The organism is Streptomyces sp. NPDC029014 (assembly GCF_055564695.1).
On the sequence record NZ_JBVHVT010000026.1, the window covers coordinates 24061 to 40727 of the forward strand.

A 16667-nucleotide genomic window follows, 5' to 3' on the forward strand; every position below is an offset into this window, starting at 1 on the left:
TACGCCCCTTACAGCTTCATCAGGCTGGCGTCGTCGACCGAGGCCGAGTGGCGGGTGCGGAAGAGCGACACGATGATCGCGAGGCCCACCACGACCTCCGCGGCGGCGACGACCATCGTGAAGAACGCGATGATCTGGCCGTCGAGGTTGCCGTGCATCCGCGAGAAGGCGACGAAGGCGAGGTTGCAGGCGTTGAGCATCAGCTCGACGCACATGAACAGCACGACCGCGTTCCTGCGGATCAGCACTCCCACGGCACCGATGGTGAACAGCAGGGCCGCGAGGTAGAGGTAGTTGACCGGGTTCACTTCGAGGCCTCCTCACGACCGAGCCGCTCCGCCGACCGCTGCTCCAGCTCCGCCAGGTCCGACAGGGCCTCGCCGGAGACGTCCCGGACCTGACCGCGGGCCCGCAGCGTCTTGCTGACCGTCAGCTCGGACGGGGTGCCGTCCGGCAGCAGGCCCGCGACGTCCACCGCGTTGTGCCGGGCGTAGACGCCGGGCGCCGGCAGCGGCGGGAGCTGGACGCCCTCGCGGACGCGCTGCTCGGACAGCTCGCGCTGGGTGGCGGCCCGCTCGGTGCGCTCGCGGTGGGTGAGCACCATCGCGCCGACGGCGGCCGTGATCAGCAGTGCTCCGGTGACCTCGAAGGCGAACACGTACCGGGTGAAGATCAGCAGGGCCAGGCCCTCGACGTGCCCGGCGGAGTTGACCCGGCCGAGCCCGTTCCAGTGGTTCAGCGAGGCGTTGGCGAGGCCGGCGATCAGCAGGACGCCGAAGCCGAGCCCGCACAGCGCGGCCAGCCAGCGCTGCCCCTTGATGGTCTCCTTCAGCGAGTCGGCGGCGGTGACGCCGACCAGCATGACCACGAAGAGGAACAGCATCATGATCGCGCCGGTGTAGACGATGACCTGGACCACGCCCAGGAAGTACGCCCCGTTGGCGAGGTAGAACACCGCCAGGACGATCATCGTCCCGGCCAGGCTCAGGGCACTGTGCACGGCCTTCTTCATCAGGATCGTCGCCAGCGCGCCGATCACGGCGACCGTGCCGAGGATCCAGAACTGCACGGCCTCACCGGTCGAGGTGAGCGAGGCCGCGCCCGCGGCGAGCGCGCTCACGCCCCCACCCCCTCGGCCGGGCCGCCGCCACCGTGCGCCGCCTTCTCCTTCGGGGCCTCGCCCTTGGACACGGCGGCCTGCCGCTCCGTACCGGGCGCAGCCCCCGTCACCTGGCCGCGGTAGTAGTCCTGCTCGTCCGTCCCCGGGTACATCGCGTGCGGGGCCTCGACCATGCCCTCGGTCAGCCCCGCCAGCAGCTGCTCCTTGGTGTAGATGAGCGACTCCCGGCTGGCGTCGGCCAGTTCGAACTCGTTCGTCATCGTCAGCGCCCGCGTCGGGCACGCCTCGATGCACAGCCCGCACAGGATGCAGCGGGCGTAGTTGATCTGGTAGACGCGGCCGTACCGCTCGCCCGGGGAGTAGCGCTCCTCCTCGGTGTTGTCCGCACCCTCCACGTAGATGGCGTCCGCGGGACAGGCCCAGGCGCACAGCTCGCACCCGATGCACTTCTCCAGACCGTCCGGGTGCCGGTTCAGCTGGTGCCGTCCGTGGAAGCGCGGGGCGGTGGTCTTCTGCTGCTCCGGGTACTGCTCGGTGAGGCGCTTCTTGAACATGGCCTTGAAGGTCACGCCGAAGCCGGCCACCGGGTTCTGCCACTTCTCGTCAGACATTCTCAGCACCCTCCTCTCGGTCACTGTCAGTATTCGCCCCGCCACTGGCGATCAGCTCCCGCTCCTGGCGGGGCCGCCTGCGCGGTACGGGTGCCAGGTGCTGGCCGGGCTTGGGGGGTACGGGGAAGCCGCCCGCGAGCGGGTCGAAGGGCTCGGCCCCGGCAGCGGCTTCGGACCGCCCGGCTGCGGCCTTCTCCCTGCGGTCGCGCAGCACGTCGGCGACGAAGGACAGCAGCAGGACCGCGACGACCGCACCGCCCACGTACAGGACGATCTGCGCGAAGTCGTAGGCCTCGTTGCGCAGCGCCCGGACGGTCGCCACCAGCATCAGCCAGAGCACGGAGACCGGGATCAGGACCTTCCAGCCGAGCTTCATCAGCTGGTCGTAGCGGACGCGGGGCAGGGTGCCGCGCAGCCAGATGAAGAAGAACAGCAGCAGCTGGACCTTGATGACGAACCAGAGCAGCGGCCACCAACCGTGGTTGGCGCCCTCCCAGAAGCTGCTGATCGGCCACGGGGCCCGCCAGCCGCCGAGGAACAGGGTGACCGAGACCGCGGAGACGGTGACCATGTTGACGTACTCGGCCAGCATGAACATCGCGAACTTGATCGACGAGTACTCGGTGTTGAAGCCGCCGACGAGGTCGCCCTCGGACTCCGGCATGTCGAACGGGGCGCGGTTCGTCTCACCGACCATCGTGACGACGTAGATGATGAACGACACCGGCAGCAGCACGATGAACCAGCGGTCCGCCTGCGCCTCCACGATCGCCGACGTCGACATCGACCCGGAGTAGAGGAAGACGGAGGCGAAGGCCGCGCCCATCGCGATCTCGTAGCTGATCATCTGGGCGCAGGAGCGCAAGCCGCCGAGCAGCGGGTACGTGGAGCCCGAGGACCAGCCGGCCAGCACGATGCCGTAGATGCCGACCGAGGCCACCGCGAGGACGTACAGCATCGCGATGGGCAGGTCGGTGAGCTGCATCGTGGTGCGCACGCCGAAGATCGAGACCTCGTCGCCGGGGGGCCCGAAGGGGATCACCGCGATCGCCATGAACGCCGGGATCGCCGCGACGATCGGCGCCAGGACGTAGACGACCTTGTCGGCGCGCTTGACGATGATGTCTTCCTTGAGCATCAGCTTCACGCCGTCGGCGAGCGACTGGAGCATGCCCCAGGGGCCGTGCCGGTTGGGGCCGATGCGCAGCTGCATCCAGGCGACGACCTTGCGCTCCCACACGATGGAGAAGAGCACGGTCACCATCAGGAAGGCGAAGCAGAACACCGCCTTGAGGACGACGAGCCACCAGGGGTCCCTGCCGAACAGGGACAGGTCCTCGGCAGCGAGCTGTACCGCGTTCACGCGCCCACCTCCGCAGTGGTGCCGCCTGCGCCGGCCGGGGTCGCCGGGCCGATCCGTACGAGGGTGCCCGGCAGGGCGCCGGTGTCGGCGCGCACGCCCGAGCCGGTGGAGTTCAGCGGGAGCCAGACCACCCGGTCGGGCATCTGCGTGATCCGCAGTGGGAGTTCCACGGTGCCGCCGGGCCCGGTCACCGCGAGGACGTCGCCGTCCCTGACGCCCGTCTCGACGGCCGTGGCGGCCGACAGCCGGGCCGCGGCCTCGTGCCGGGTGCCGGCCAGGGCCTCGTCGCCCTCCTGGAGCAGGCCCCGGTCGAGGAGCAGCCGGTGTCCGGCGAGGACGGCTTCGCCCGCGGCGGGGCGGGGCAGCGGCTCGGTGCCGGCGGACACGTCGGCGGCGCGCGCGCCCTCCCACTGGCCGAGCCGGTCCAGTTCGCGGCGTACGGCGTGCACGTCGGGCAGGGCGAGCGGCCGGTCGGCGGCGTCGGCCAGCATGTGCAGCACGCGGGCGTCGGCGGGGGCGAGCGGGCGGGTCATCTGGTCGGGCTTGAGCGCGGCCTCGAACGGCCGGAGGCGGCCCTCCCAGTTGATGAACGCGCCGGCCTTCTCGGCGACGGCCGCGACCGGGAAGACCACGTCCGCGTGGTCGGTGACCTCCCCGGGCCGCAGCTCCAGGGAGACCGTGAAGGCCTCCTTCAGGGCGGTCCGGGCCCGCTCCGGGTCCGGCAGGTCGGCGACCTCCACGCCCGCGACGAGCAGGGCGGACAGTTCACCGGTGGCGGCGGCCTCGACGATCTGCCCGGTGTCGCGGCCGTAGCGGTGCGGCAGCTCGTCCAGCCCCCAGGCGGCGGCGACCTCGCCGCGGGCCCGCGGGTCGGTGGCCGGGCGACCGCCGGGCAGCAGCGACGGCAGCGCGCCCGCCTCGATGGCGGCCCGCTCGCCGGCCCGACGCGGGATCCACACCAGGGCGGCCCCGGTCGCGGCCGCCGCCCGCACGGCCGCGGTCAGCGCGCCCGGCACCCCGGCGAGCCGCTCGCCGACGACGATGACGCAGCCGCCGAGCCGCAGCGCCTCGGCGGCCTCGGCGCCGCCCGCCTCCAGGCCGGTCCGCGAGGCCAGCGCGTCGAGCCACTCGGGCTCGGTGCCGGGTGCCGCGGCCAGCAGCGTGCCGCCCGCCTTGGTCAGGCCTCGGGTGGCGAACGGGGCGAGGGCGAAGGTCCGCTGCTTGCGCTTGCGGTACGCCTTGCGCAGCCGCAGGAAGACGCCCGGGGCCTCCTCCTCGGCCTCGATGCCGACGAGGAGCACGGCCGGCGCGGCCTCCAGCTCCGCGTACGACGGCCACGGCCCGCGCAGGTCGACCCCGTACCCGGCGACCTCGGAGGCCAGGAACTCGGCCTCCTCCGCGCTGTGCACGCGGGCCCGGAAGTCGATGTCGTTGGTGTCCAGGACCACGCGCGCGAACTTGGCGTACGCGTAGGCGTCCTCGACGGTGAGCCGCCCGCCGGTCAGCACGCCGGCCCGGCCGCGCGCCGCGGCGAGCCCGGCGGCCGCCGCCTCCAGCGCCTCGGGCCAGCTCGCCGGTTCCAGCACGCCCTCGGCGTTGCGGACCAGCGGGGTGGTCAGCCGGTCCGGGCGCTGCGCGTACCGGAACGCGAACCGCCCCTTGTCGCAGATCCACTCCTCGTTGACCTCGGGGTCCTCGGCGGCCATCCGGCGCAGGACCTTGCCGCGCCGGTGGTCGGTCCGGGTCGCGCAGCCGCCCGCGCAGTGCTCGCACACGCTCGGGGAGGAGACGAGGTCGAAGGGGCGGGAGCGGAACCGGTACGCGGCCGAGGTGAGGGCGCCGACCGGGCAGATCTGGATGGTGTTGCCGGAGAAGTACGACTCGAACGGGTCGCCCTCGCCGATGCCGACCTGCTGCAGCGCGCCGCGTTCCAGCAGTTCGATCATCGGGTCGCCGGCGACCTGGGTGGAGAACCGGGTGCAGCGCGCGCACAGCACGCACCGCTCGCGGTCCAGCAGCACCTGTGTGGAGATCGGCACCGGCTTCTCGTAGGTGCGCTTCTTCCCCTCGAACCGGGAGTCGGCGTTGCCGTGCGACATCGCCTGGTTCTGCAGCGGGCACTCGCCGCCCTTGTCGCAGACCGGGCAGTCCAGCGGGTGGTTGATGAGCAGCAGCTCCATCACCCCGTGCTGGGCCTTCTCGGCGACGGGCGAGGTGAGCTGCGTCCGGACGACCATGCCGTCGGTGCAGGTGATGGTGCAGGAGGCCATCGGCTTGCGCTGGCCCTCGACCTCGACGATGCACTGCCGGCAGGCGCCGACCGGGTCGAGGAGGGGGTGGTCGCAGAACCGGGGGATCTCGATGCCGATCTGCTCGGCGGCCCGGATGACCAGGGTTCCCTTGGGTACCGACAGTTCGATGCCGTCGATGGTGAGGGAGACCGTGTCCTCGGGCGGCACCGCGGCCGTTCCGCCACCGGCGGGGGCGTTCGTGGCGACGGTCATGCGTTCACCTCCCTGTCGGCCCAGAGGGTCGACTTGCTGGGGTCGAAGGGGCAGCCCTTGCCCGTGACGTGCTGCTCGTACTCCTCGCGGAAGTACTTCAGCGAGGAGAAGATCGGGCTGGCGGCGCCGTCACCGAGCGCGCAGAACGACTTGCCGTTGATGTTGTCGGCGATGTCGTTCAGCTTGTCGAGGTCCGCCATGACGCCCTGGCCGGCCTCGATGTCGCGGAGCAGCTGGACCAGCCAGTACGTGCCCTCGCGGCAGGGGGTGCACTTGCCGCAGGACTCGTGGGCGTAGAACTCGGTCCACCGGGTCACGGCGCGCACCACGCAGGTGGTCTCGTCGAAGCACTGCAGCGCCTTGGTGCCGAGCATCGACCCGGCCGCGCCGACGCCCTCGTAGTCGAGCGGCACGTCCAGGTGTTCGGCAGTGAACATGGGGGTGGAGGAGCCGCCGGGGGTCCAGAACTTCAGCCGGTGGCCCGGGCGCATCCCGCCGCTCATGTCGAGGAGCTGGCGCAGGGTGATGCCGAGCGGGGCCTCGTACTGGCCGGGCGAGGCGACGTGCCCGGAGAGCGAGTAGAGGGTGAAGCCGGGGGACTTCTCGGTCCCCATCGCCTTGAACCAGTCCTTGCCCTTGGCGAGGATCGCGGGAACCGACGCGATGGACTCGACGTTGTTGACGACAGTGGGGCACGCGTAGAGCCCCTCGACGGCGGGGAAGGGGGGACGCAGCCGGGGCTGACCGCGCCGGCCTTCGAGGGAGTCGAGCAGTGCCGTCTCCTCACCGCAGATGTACGCGCCCGCTCCCGCGTGCACGGTGATGTCGAGGTTCAGCCCGCTCCCGAGGATGTTCTGCCCGAGGTAGCCCGCCTCGTACGCCTCGCGCACCGCCTCGTGCAGGCGCCGCAGGACGGGGACGACCTCGCCGCGCAGGTAGATGAAGGCGTGCTCCGAGCGGATCGCGTAGCAGGCGATGACCATTCCCTCGACGAGGGAGTGCGGATTGGCGAAGAGAAGGGGGATGTCCTTGCAGGTTCCCGGTTCCGACTCGTCCGCGTTCACGACGAGGTAGTGCGGCTTTCCGTCGCCCTGCGGGATGAACTGCCACTTCATCCCGGTGGGGAAGCCCGCGCCGCCGCGTCCGCGCAGACCGGAGTCCTTCACGTACGCGATGACCTCGTCCGGGGTCATGGCGAGGGCCTTGCGCAGGCCTTCGTAGCCCTCGTGGCGCCGGTAGGTCTCCAGCGTCCACGACCGGGGTTCGTCCCAGAACGCCGACAGCACGGGGGCCAGCAGCTTCTCCGGGCTGGTGCCGTTCTCGTGCATGGCAGTGGTCAACTTCATCACTCCCCCTCCTCGCCGGTCGCCTCGCCGCGCGGGTGCACGACCTTGCCGTGGTGCGGGGCCTCGCCGCGCGCGATGCGCAGCCCGGTCAGGGAGGCGGGTCCGGCGCTGCCGCTCGCCTCGACGGCCCCGGGCCGCTCGTCGGGGAAGCCGGCCAGGATCCGGGCGGTCTCCTTGTACGTGCACAGGGGCGCGCCGCGGGTCGGCTCGACGGGGCGGCCGGCGCGCAGGTCGTCGACGAGGGCCTTGGCGGACTCGGGGGTCTGGTTGTCGAAGAACTCCCAGTTGACCATCACGACGGGGGCGTAGTCGCAGGCCGCGTTGCACTCGATGTGTTCGAGGGTGACCTTGCCGTCGCTGGTGGTCTCGTTGTTGCCGACCCCGAGGTGGTCCTTGAGCTCCTCGAAGATGGCGTCGCCGCCCATGACCGCGCACAGCGTGTTGGTGCAGACGCCGACCTGGTAGTCGCCCGAGGGCCGGCGCCGGTACATCGTGTAGAAGGTGGCGACGGCGGTGACCTCGGCGGTGGTCAGGCCGAGCGTCTCGGCGCAGAACCGGATGCCGGTCGGCGAGACGTGACCCTCCTCGGACTGGGTCAGGTGCAGCAGCGGCAGCAGGGCGGAGCGGCTGTCGGGGTAGCGGGCGATGACCTCTGCGGCGTCCGCCGCCAGCCGCGCGCGGACCTCCGCCGGGTAGTCGGGGGCGGGCAGCCCGGGCATGCCCAGGCTCACCTCTCGACGGGCGGGGTTGGCTGTCATCGGTCGACGCCTCCCATCACGGGGTCGATGGAGGCGACGGCGACGATGACGTCGGCGACCTGGCCGCCCTCGCACATCGCGGCCATGGCCTGCAGGTTGGTGAAGGACGGGTCGCGGAAGTGGACCCGGTAGGGGCGGGTGCCGCCGTCGGAGACGACGTGGACGCCGAGTTCGCCCTTGGGGGACTCGACGGCCGCGTAGGCCTGCCCGGCCGGGACCCGGAAGCCCTCGGTCACCAGCTTGAAGTGGTGGATGAGGGCCTCCATGGAGGTGCCCATGATGTTCTTGATGTGGTCGAGCGAGTTGCCGAGCCCGTCGGGGCCCATCGCGAGCTGCGCCGGCCAGGCGATCTTCTTGTCGGCGACCATGACGGGGCCGGGCTCCAGCCGGTCCAGGCACTGCTCGACGATCCTCAGGGACTGGCGCATCTCCTCCAGGCGGATCAGGAAGCGGCCGTACGAGTCGCAGGTCTCGGTGGTCGGCACGTCGAACTCGTAGGTCTCGTAGCCGCAGTACGGGTCCGCCTTGCGCAGGTCGTGCGGCAGGCCGGCGGAGCGCAGGATGGGCCCGGTGGCGCCGAGGGCCATGCAGCCGGTGAGGTCGAGGTAGCCGACGTCCTGCATGCGGGCCTTGAAGATGGGGTTGCCGGTGGCGAGCTTGTCGTACTCCGGCAGGTTCCTCTTCATGGTCTTGAGGAACTCGCGCAGCTGGTCCACTGCGCCGGGGGGCAGGTCCTGGGCGAGGCCGCCGGGCCGGACGAACGCGTGGTTCATGCGCAGGCCGGTGATCAGCTCGAAGATGTCCAGGATCAGCTCGCGGTCCCGGAAGCCGTAGATCATGATCGTGGTGGCGCCGAGTTCCATGCCGCCGGTGGCGATGCACACCAGGTGGGAGGAGATCCGGTTGAGCTCCATCAGCAGGACGCGGATGACGGTGGCGCGGTCGGGGACCTGGTCGGTGATGCCGAGGAGCTCCTCGACGCCGAGGCAGTACGCCGTCTCGTTGAAGAACGGCGTCAGGTAGTCCATGCGCGTCACGAAGGTGGTGCCCTGCGTCCAGTTCCGGAATTCGAGGTTCTTCTCGATGCCGGTGTGGAGGTAGCCGATGCCGCAGCGGGCCTCGGTGACCGTCTCGCCGTCGATCTCCAGGATCAGGCGGAGCACTCCGTGGGTGGACGGGTGCTGGGGACCCATGTTGACGACGATGCGCTCGTCGTCCGCCTTGGTCGCGGACTGGACGATCTCGTCCCAGTCGCCGCCGGTGACCGTGTAGACGGTGCCCTCGGTGGTTTCGCGGGAGGCCGCGTGGTTCGAGGTGTTGGACATCAGCTGTACGACCTCCGCTGGTCGGGAGCCGGGATCTGGGCGCCCTTGTACTCGACGGGAATGCCGCCGAGCGGGTAGTCCTTGCGCTGCGGGAAGCCCTGCCAGTCGTCCGGCATCATGATCCGGGTGAGGGCCGGGTGCCCGTCGAAGACCAGGCCGAAGAAGTCGTACGTCTCGCGCTCGTGCCAGTCGTTGGTCGGGTAGACGGAGACGAGCGAGGGGACGTGCGGGTCGCTGTCCGGCGCGGACACCTCCAGCCGCACGGTCCGGCCGTGGGTGATCGAGCGCAGGTGGTAGACGGCGTGCAGCTCCCGGCCGCGGTCCTCCGGGTAGTGGACGCCGCTGACGCCGGTGCACAGTTCGAAGCGCAGGGCGGGGTCGTCGCGGAGGGTGGAGGCCACCTTGACGAGGTGCTCGCGGGCGATGTGGAAGGTGAGCTCGCCGCGGTCGACGACCGTCTTCTCGATGGCGTTGGCGGGGAGCAGGTCCTGTTCTTCCAGGGCGCCTTCGAGCTCGTCGGCCACCTCGTCGAAGTAGGAGCCGTAGGGGCGGTGGCTCGCGCCGGGCAGGGCCACGGTGCGGACGAGGCCGCCGTAGCCGCTGGTGTCCCCGCCGCCCCGGGCGCCGAACATGCCCTTGCGGACGCCGATCACGTCGGGGCCGGCGGACTCCCGGGGGGCGGGAACGTTGTTCCCGTTGCCGCCGTCGTTGCCGTGGGCGTGGTCTGGGGTGGTCTCGCTCACCGGAGCAGCCCCTTCATCTCGATGGTGGGGAGCGCCTTGAGGGCCGCGGCCTCCGCCTCGCGGGCCGCCTCTTCCCGGTTCACCCCGAGCTTGGAGGTCTGGATCTTCTGGTGGAGCTTGAGGATCGCGTCCATCAGCATCTCGGGGCGGGGCGGGCAACCGGGCAGGTAGATGTCCACCGGAACGATGTGGTCGACGCCCTGGACGATCGCGTAGTTGTTGAACATTCCGCCCGAAGATGCACAAACCCCCATGGAGATGACCCATTTGGGAGCGGGCATCTGGTCGTACACCTGCCGCAGCACCGGCGCCATCTTCTGGCTGACCCGGCCGGCCACGATCATGAGATCGGCCTGGCGCGGGGAGCCGCGGAAGACCTCCATGCCGAAGCGGGCCAGGTCGTACCGGCCCGCACCGGTGGTCATCATCTCGATGGCACAGCAGGCCAGGCCGAAGGTGGCGGGGAAGACGGAGGCTTTGCGCACCCAGCCCGCGGCCTGTTCGACGGTGGTCAGCAGGAAGCCGCTCGGCAGCTTTTCTTCCAGTCCCATGGGAATTCAGTCCCTCAGTCCCATTCCAGGCCGCCGCGGCGCCAGACGTAGGCGTAGGCGACGAAGACGGTGAGCACGAAGAGCAGCATCTCGACGAGCCCGAAGATCCCCAGGGCGTCGAAGGTGACGGCCCAGGGGTAGAGGAAGACAACCTCGATGTCGAAGACGATGAAGAGCATCGCCGTCAGGTAGTACTTGATGGGGAAGCGGCCGCCGCCGGCCGGCGTGGGGGTCGGCTCGATGCCGCACTCGTACGCTTCGAGCTTCGCCCGGTTGTACCGCTTCGGGCCGATCAGCGTGGCCATGACCACGGAGAAGATCGCAAACCCTGCGCCTAGGGCGCCGAGCACGAGGATGGGCGCGTAGGCATTCACGCTCCTCGCTCCTTCCAGTCGTCCTTGACCGTTGGACCGCTGCGCCGGCACCGCTGCCCCGCCCCGCGAAGACCACGCTTCTTGATCGAGCGCTTGCATGTGAGGCAGTTCACAAGCCGGGCTGCTGCGCATCCTATGCCCGCCGATCTGTGATCTGCGACACGGGTGACAACACCGAGTTTGTGATCTCCACCACCCGGCGAACGATCATGAAGTCCGATGAGTGGTGATCTTCATACGCAAGGCATCCACTTGATCACCAAACGTGACATCCACGCCTGTTACCCCAGGTAGGAGGGGTCTTGCCCTACCAAACGATGACGGGCGCAGGCAAATTTGGCCGAATTCAGATGTCCATGGTAAGGGGATCCGCGTCGCTCGGTCGGGGGAGGCCGCGGGGACGGAAGTGGACACGTGCGTGCGTTCACGATCTCCGCCGACCCCGGAGCAGGACGCCCGCCGGCCCGCCGCACCACTTCCCCGCCGCCCCCCGACAATCCCCCCGGCCGCCCGCCCGGCGATCTTCCGCCCGCCCGCGGCGCCTTTCCGGCCACCTCCCGGCACCCTCTCCGGGCACCCCTGCGGGCACCCCCGCGGGCATCCCTTCCGGCGCCGCGGCAGCCACCCCCGCGGACACTCCCCCGAGCGCCCCCGGGCCGCTTCGGACGCGACTCGCTCACGGCGAGATCACGGACCGGCCACGACGACCCCGTGGCGTGACTCCGCTGTGACCTGCGCCACTCTGAACCAGCCCCTCCGAAACGGGGCTTGGCCAACAGTCCGCGGGAATGGTAGGCGCAGGACCAAATGGGACGTATTGCGGAAACCCCATGATCACAGCCTTGTGAGGGGGTGTCCGATTAGTCCGTTACGGCGTCAATAAGGAGCGCGGCGCGCCCGGTTGCCTCACTTCTCGCGCAACTGTGGCGCAGACCACGTTTCTTGAAGCGAGCCGCACCCCCCTGATAGCGGTTGTTCTCATGTCCCACACCGCTCACATACCCAGCCACCGGAAGCCCCGCCGCAGCGCCTCGAAGCTCGCGGTTCGCGCCGGAGTCGCCGGTGGCGTCCTCAGCACCCTGGCGATGGCCGGCACGGCGAGCGCGTCCCCCGCCGCCGAGCCCGTGACCGAGACCCTCGAAATGCCGGTCCTCAACATGGACCTGGGCGCCGAGGTGTCCTCCGCCGTCACCACCGCCGCGGAGAACACCCGCGCGGCCGCCGTCGACGGCGAGCTGCACGCCGAGGAGGAGAGCGCCCGCACCGGCGCCGCCGCCGAGGCCAAGGAGGCCAAGGAGGCCGCCGAGAAGAAGGCGAAGCAGGAGGCGGACCGCAAGGCCGAGGCCGAGCGCGCCACCCGCAACGCCGAGCGCTCCGGGCTGAAGACGGCCTCCGCCGCCGCCTCTTCGGACGAGCAGGGTGTCGGGACGGTCACTCCGGCGAAGGGCTCCGCCGCCGCCATCGTCAACTTCGCCCGCGCGCAGGTCGGCAAGGCCTACATCCTGGGCTCGACCGGCCCCTCCGCGTACGACTGCTCCGGCCTGGTCCAGGCCGCGTACCGGCAGGCCGGCATCTCCCTGCCGCGCACCTCGCAGCCGCAGTCCTCGTACGGCACCTCGGTCTCCCTGAGCGCCCTGCAGCCGGGCGACATCCTGTACTGGGGCCCGAAGGGCAGCGCCTACCACGTCGCGATCTACGTCGGCGGCGGCAAGTTCGTCGGCGCGCAGAACCCCAGCACCGGCATCGTCGAGCGCAACCTGAGCTACGACCGGCCGACGGGCGCGGTCCGCGTCCTCTGAGCCCCACGGGCCACCACGTACGGCCGGAGGGCCGGTACTCCCCCGCTCGGGGGCGGAGTACCGGCCCTCCGCCGTGCGCCCGTACGGCGGCCCCGGCACGAAGTACCGCCCGCCCGGGCGGGGCGCCTACCATCCCCGTGGAGGTGGGCGCGTGAACGCACCGCGGCTGTCGGAGCCGTACGAGGACCACGGCGGCAGTGCGGACGGCCGCCCCGGCGACCCCGGCGATGACGGAGTGACCGACGCCACCGCCCTCCCGGCCGCGGCCGGGCTCTTCCTCCTCGCCGTCGGCGGCCTGTTGCTGAACACCACCCGCCCGTGGGACAAACCGGGACACCCCGCCCTGCTCGCCCTCGTGTGGGCCGCCGCCCTGGCGATGCTGGCCTACGGGGCCGCCCTGACGGCCCGCTGCGTGCGCGCCGTCCACGGAGCCGGCGCACCGCCCCCGGAGCCCCCGACACCCCCTCAGGCGCCCTCCACGGCCCCGTACGAAGACGGAGCGGGCCGCTCCGGGGAGAACCCGGCGCGACCCGCCTGAACCGCCTCACCCCGCCTTCACGGGGCCTGCACGGCCATTGGACCCTTTCGTCCGCTTTTCAGGCGCGGGGGGCCACCTTCGACAGGCCGTTGATGATGCGGTCCATCGCGTCGCCGCCCGTCGGGTCGGTGAGGTTGGCCAGCATCTTCAGCGTGAACCGCATGAGCACCGGGTGGGTCAGGCCGCGCTGCGCCGCGACCTTCATGACCTTCGGGTTGCCGATCAGCTTCACGAAGGCGCGGCCCAGCGTGTAGTAGCCGCCGTAGGTCTCCTTGAGCACCTTCGGGTAGTTGTGCAGCGCCAGCTCGCGCTGCGACGGCGTGGCCCGGGCGTTGGCCTGCACGATGACGTCGGCCGCGATCCGGCCCGACTCCATGGCGTACGCGATGCCCTCGCCGTTGAACGGGTTGACGAGCCCGCCCGCATCACCGACCAGCAGCAGGCCCTTGGTGTAGTGCGGCTGCCGGTTGAACGCCATCGGCAGGGCCGCGCCGCGGATCGGGTGCGTCATGTTATCGGGGGTGTAGCCCCAGTCCTCCGGCATGGAAGCGCACCACGCCTTGAGGACCTCGCGCCAGTCCAGCTCCTTGAAGGCGGAGGAGGAGTTGAGGATGCCGAGGCCGACGTTGGACGTGCCGTCGCCCATGCCGAAGATCCAGCCGTAGCCGGGCAGCAGCCGGTCCTGCGGGCCGCGCCGGTCCCACAGCTCCAGCCAGGACTCCAGGTAGTCGTCGTCGTGCCGCGGCGACGTGAAGTACGTGCGGACGGCCACGCCCATCGGGCGGTCCTCGCGCCGGTGCAGACCCATCGCCAGCGACAGCCGGGAGGAGTTGCCGTCGGCGGCGACCACGAGCGGCGCGTGGAAGGTGACCGGGGTCTTCTCCTCGCCCAGCTTGGCCTGCACGCCCGTGATGCGCCCCGTGCGCGGGTCGCGGATCGGCTCGCCGACGTTGCAGCGCTCGTACAGGCGGGCGCCGGCCTTCTGGGCCTGCCGGGCCAGGATCTCGTCGAAGTCGTCGCGCTTGCGGACGAGTCCGTAGTCCGGGAAGGAGGCGAGTTCCGGCCAGTCCAGCTGGAGCCGCTGCCCGCCGCCGATGATGCGCAGACCCTTGTTGCGCAGCCAGCCGGCCTCTTCGGAGATGTCGATGCCCATCGCGACCAGCTGCTTCGTGGCGCGCGGGGTCAGGCCGTCACCGCAGACCTTCTCGCGCGGGAACGCCGTCTTCTCCAGCAGCAGGACGTCCAGGCCGGCCTTGGCGAGGTAGTAGGCGGTGGTCGAGCCGGCGGGCCCGGCCCCGACGACGATCACGTCCGCGGAGTGTTCGGAGAGGGGCTCGGTCACTGCGGGGTCTCCCGAAGGCTCGATAGGGGGTGCCCATTGGCACGGGACGTGTGCAGTCTATGCAGCGAGAGAGATCGCGAATCCGAAGGGTTACCTGATGACAAGCTCGCCGACCTCGCCGACCTCGCCCACCCGGCCGCTCCCCGCCGTCCGGCTGCGCGTGCCCACCGACGAGGACGCGCACGCCTGGCACGGTGTCTTCGCCGACCCGGACGTCATGGAGTTCCTCGGCGGACCGGCCGAGCTGTCCGCGTACGAGGAGTTCACCGCGCGCCAGCGGATGCACGACGCACAGCTCGGCTACTGCCTGTGGACGCTCCTGGACGAGGACGGCCGCGTCCTGGGCTTCACGGGCGCCCAGCCCTGGCCCGCGCAGAAGGCGTGGGGGCCGGTCGGCGAGATAGAGATCGGCTGGCGCCTGGCCCGGTCCGCCTGGGGCAAGGGGTACGCGTACGCCGCCGCGCTGACCACCCTGGAGCGGGTCCGCGCCGCCGGGGTGCTCCGGGTCGTGGCGATGATCGACGACGCGAACGCCCGCTCGGTGGCGGTCGCCGAGCGCCTCGGCATGACCCTGGAGGAGGTCTTCCCCCTCCCCGGCGGCACCCGCACCGGCCGCCGCTACGCCCTCGCCCTGTGACCGGGCTCAGAAGACGGACAGTCCGGTCAGGGTCGTGAACCGGTCGAGGGCGGCCACACCGGCGACCGAGTTGCCCCGGCTGTCCAGGCCGGGGCTCCACACGGCGAGGGTGCACACGCCGGGGACGACGGCGACGATGCCGCCGCCCACCCCGCTCTTGCCGGGCAGCCCGACGCGGTAGGCGAAGTCGCCCGCGGCGTCGTACGTCCCGCAGGTCATCATCACCGCGTTGATCTGCTTGGCCTCGCTGCGGGTCAGCAGCCGGCTGCCGTCCGCCCGCAGCCCGTGCCGCGCCAGGAACCGCGCGGCGCGGGCCAGGTCGGCGCAGCTCATCTCGATGGAGCACTGCCAGAAGTAGTGGTCGAGCAGGGCGGGCACGGGGTTGGCGATGTTCCCGTACGAGGCCATGAAGTGCGCGAGGGCGGCGTTGCGGTCGCCGTGCTCGTGCTCGGAGGCGGCGACCTCCGCGTCGAAGCCGATGTCCGGGTTGCCGCTCTCCCGGCGCAGGAACTCCAACAGCTCGCTGCTCGCGTCGCCGGTCAGGGTCTGCAGCCGGTCGGTGACGACGAGGGCGCCCGCGTTGATGAACGGATTGCGCGGGATGCCGTTCTCGTACTCCAGCTGCACCAGGGAGTTGAACGGGTTGCCGGAGGGCTCCCGGCCGACCCGCTCCCACAGGCTGTCGCCGCCCTCGGCCAGCGCCAGGGCGAGCGCGAAGACCTTGGTGATGGACTGGGCGGAGAACGGGGTCCGCCAGTCCCCGACCCCGACGACGTTCCCTTCGAGGTCCGCCACGGCCATGCCGAACTGCCCCGGGTCCACCTCGGCCAGGGCCGGGATGTACTCGGCGGGCGTGCCGCTGCCGACCAGCGGCCGCACGTCGGCCGCGATCCGCTCCAGCAGCTCCGCGTAGTCCGGGGCCCCGGTGTCCGCCACCGCCGCCACCGCCGGCTAGGCCTTGGAGCCGCGGTGCAGCGCGACGATGCCGCCGCTGAGGTTGCGCCAGGCGACCTTGGACCAGCCGGCCTTCTGCAGCAGGGCCGCCAGCTCGGCCTGCTCCGGCCACTCCCGGATCGACTCGGCGAGGTACACGTACGCGTCGGGGTTGGAGGACACGGCGCGGGCCACCGGCGGCAGGGCGCGCATCAGGTACTCCGTGTAGACCGTGCGGAACGGCCCCCAGGTGGGCTGCGAGAACTCGCAGATGACGACCTGGCCGCCGGGCTTGGTCACCCGGTACAGCTCGCGCAGCGCGGCGTCGGTGTCCTGGACGTTGCGCAGCCCGAAGGAGATCGTCACGGTGTCGAAGACGTCGTCCTTGAACGGCAGCTTCGTCGCGTCGCCGGCGGTCAGCGGCAGCCAGGAGTGGCGCTTCTTGCCCTCGAGGAGCATGCCGAGGGAGAAGTCGCAGGGCACCACGTACGCACCGGTCGCGGCGAACGGCAGTGAGGAGGTCGCCGTGCCGGCGGCCAGGTCCAGCACCCTGTGCCCGGGACGGGCGGCGACCGCCTTGGCCACCTCCTTGCGCCACAGGCGGGCCTGGCCGAGGGAGAGCACGTCGTTGGTGAGGTCGTAGTTCGCCGCCACACCGTCGAACATGGAGGCGACTTCGTGCGGCTGCTTGTCCAGGGAAGCGCGGGTCACTGGCGTGGGCCC

Annotated in this window: 17 protein-coding genes; 3 read left to right on the forward strand and 14 right to left on the reverse strand. The window is 71.1% G+C overall.

Annotated elements, in window-relative coordinates:
- Window positions 1–8 precede the first annotated feature (8 nt).
- From nuoK to ACZ4VL_RS16480, 11 genes are read right to left on the reverse strand one after another with little or no spacing between them, the layout of a single operon-like run.
- Window positions 9–308, reverse strand: a complete 300-nt coding sequence (nuoK, locus tag ACZ4VL_RS16430; RefSeq protein WP_361090877.1) for an NADH-quinone oxidoreductase subunit NuoK — start codon at window positions 306–308, stop codon at window positions 9–11.
- Complete coding sequence (locus ACZ4VL_RS16435; protein ID WP_468200130.1) at window positions 305–1120, reverse strand: NADH-quinone oxidoreductase subunit J; 816 nt, start codon at window positions 1118–1120, stop codon at window positions 305–307. Before ACZ4VL_RS16435 ends, nuoK begins: the two co-directional genes overlap by 4 nt.
- A complete protein-coding gene (nuoI, locus tag ACZ4VL_RS16440; protein WP_468200132.1) occupies window positions 1117–1731 on the reverse strand; it encodes an NADH-quinone oxidoreductase subunit NuoI in 615 nt (204 codons plus the stop codon). Before nuoI ends, ACZ4VL_RS16435 begins: the two co-directional genes overlap by 4 nt.
- Window positions 1724–3094, reverse strand: a complete 1371-nt coding sequence (nuoH, locus tag ACZ4VL_RS16445) for an NADH-quinone oxidoreductase subunit NuoH (protein WP_468200134.1) — start codon at window positions 3092–3094, stop codon at window positions 1724–1726. Before nuoH ends, nuoI begins: the two co-directional genes overlap by 8 nt.
- The gene (locus ACZ4VL_RS16450; protein WP_468200136.1) at window positions 3091–5598 is read right to left on the reverse strand and encodes an NADH-quinone oxidoreductase subunit G; all 2508 of its coding nucleotides are present in this window, start codon (window positions 5596–5598) and stop codon (window positions 3091–3093) included. Before ACZ4VL_RS16450 ends, nuoH begins: the two co-directional genes overlap by 4 nt.
- A complete protein-coding gene (gene nuoF / locus ACZ4VL_RS16455) occupies window positions 5595–6944 on the reverse strand; it encodes an NADH-quinone oxidoreductase subunit NuoF (RefSeq protein ID WP_468200138.1) in 1350 nt (449 codons plus the stop codon). The genes ACZ4VL_RS16450 and nuoF overlap by 4 nt, the downstream gene beginning before the upstream one ends.
- On the reverse strand, window positions 6944–7702 hold the full coding sequence (gene nuoE / locus ACZ4VL_RS16460) for an NADH-quinone oxidoreductase subunit NuoE (protein ID WP_468200139.1): 759 nt from the start codon (window positions 7700–7702) through the stop codon (window positions 6944–6946). The genes nuoF and nuoE overlap by 1 nt, the downstream gene beginning before the upstream one ends.
- Entirely contained in the window at window positions 7699–9027 is a 1329-nt protein-coding gene (locus ACZ4VL_RS16465; RefSeq protein WP_468200141.1) for an NADH-quinone oxidoreductase subunit D, read from the reverse strand. The genes nuoE and ACZ4VL_RS16465 overlap by 4 nt, the downstream gene beginning before the upstream one ends.
- A complete protein-coding gene (locus ACZ4VL_RS16470; protein WP_468200142.1) occupies window positions 9027–9770 on the reverse strand; it encodes an NADH-quinone oxidoreductase subunit C in 744 nt (247 codons plus the stop codon). The genes ACZ4VL_RS16465 and ACZ4VL_RS16470 overlap by 1 nt, the downstream gene beginning before the upstream one ends.
- On the reverse strand, window positions 9767–10321 hold the full coding sequence (locus ACZ4VL_RS16475; protein ID WP_360624040.1) for a NuoB/complex I 20 kDa subunit family protein: 555 nt from the start codon (window positions 10319–10321) through the stop codon (window positions 9767–9769). The genes ACZ4VL_RS16470 and ACZ4VL_RS16475 overlap by 4 nt, the downstream gene beginning before the upstream one ends.
- A 14-nt stretch (window positions 10322–10335) precedes the next feature.
- Entirely contained in the window at window positions 10336–10695 is a 360-nt protein-coding gene (locus ACZ4VL_RS16480; RefSeq protein ID WP_114053663.1) for an NADH-quinone oxidoreductase subunit A, read from the reverse strand.
- A gap of 980 nt (window positions 10696–11675) precedes the next feature.
- Here ACZ4VL_RS16480 and ACZ4VL_RS16485 point away from each other — a divergent pair.
- Together ACZ4VL_RS16485 and ACZ4VL_RS16490 are read left to right on the forward strand one after the other, a co-directional pair.
- On the forward strand, window positions 11676–12494 hold the full coding sequence (locus tag ACZ4VL_RS16485) for a C40 family peptidase (protein WP_468200145.1): 819 nt from the start codon (window positions 11676–11678) through the stop codon (window positions 12492–12494).
- A 151-nt stretch (window positions 12495–12645) separates the two neighbouring features.
- On the forward strand, window positions 12646–13032 hold the full coding sequence (locus tag ACZ4VL_RS16490; RefSeq protein WP_468200146.1) for a hypothetical protein: 387 nt from the start codon (window positions 12646–12648) through the stop codon (window positions 13030–13032).
- Between the two features lie 58 nt (window positions 13033–13090).
- On the opposite strand, the gene ACZ4VL_RS16495 is transcribed toward ACZ4VL_RS16490, so the two are convergent.
- Entirely contained in the window at window positions 13091–14374 is a 1284-nt protein-coding gene (locus ACZ4VL_RS16495; protein ID WP_468200148.1) for a geranylgeranyl reductase family protein, read from the reverse strand.
- A 97-nt stretch (window positions 14375–14471) separates the two neighbouring features.
- Here ACZ4VL_RS16495 and ACZ4VL_RS16500 point away from each other — a divergent pair, with 97 nt between their 5' ends.
- Window positions 14472–15011 carry a GNAT family N-acetyltransferase gene (locus tag ACZ4VL_RS16500; protein WP_468200149.1) on the forward strand — a complete coding sequence of 180 codons (540 nt, stop codon included), beginning with the start codon at window positions 14472–14474 and terminating at the stop codon, window positions 15009–15011.
- 6 nt (window positions 15012–15017) lie between these two features.
- On the opposite strand, the gene ACZ4VL_RS16505 is transcribed toward ACZ4VL_RS16500, so the two are convergent.
- Window positions 15018–15947 carry a glutaminase gene (locus tag ACZ4VL_RS16505; protein ID WP_468200150.1) on the reverse strand — a complete coding sequence of 310 codons (930 nt, stop codon included), beginning with the start codon at window positions 15945–15947 and terminating at the stop codon, window positions 15018–15020.
- A gap of 15 nt (window positions 15948–15962) precedes the next feature.
- Window positions 15963–16655: a demethylmenaquinone methyltransferase gene (locus ACZ4VL_RS16510; protein WP_468200152.1), complete on the reverse strand. Its 693-nt coding sequence runs from the start codon at window positions 16653–16655 to the stop codon at window positions 15963–15965.
- Window positions 16656–16667: the final 12 nt, after the last annotated feature.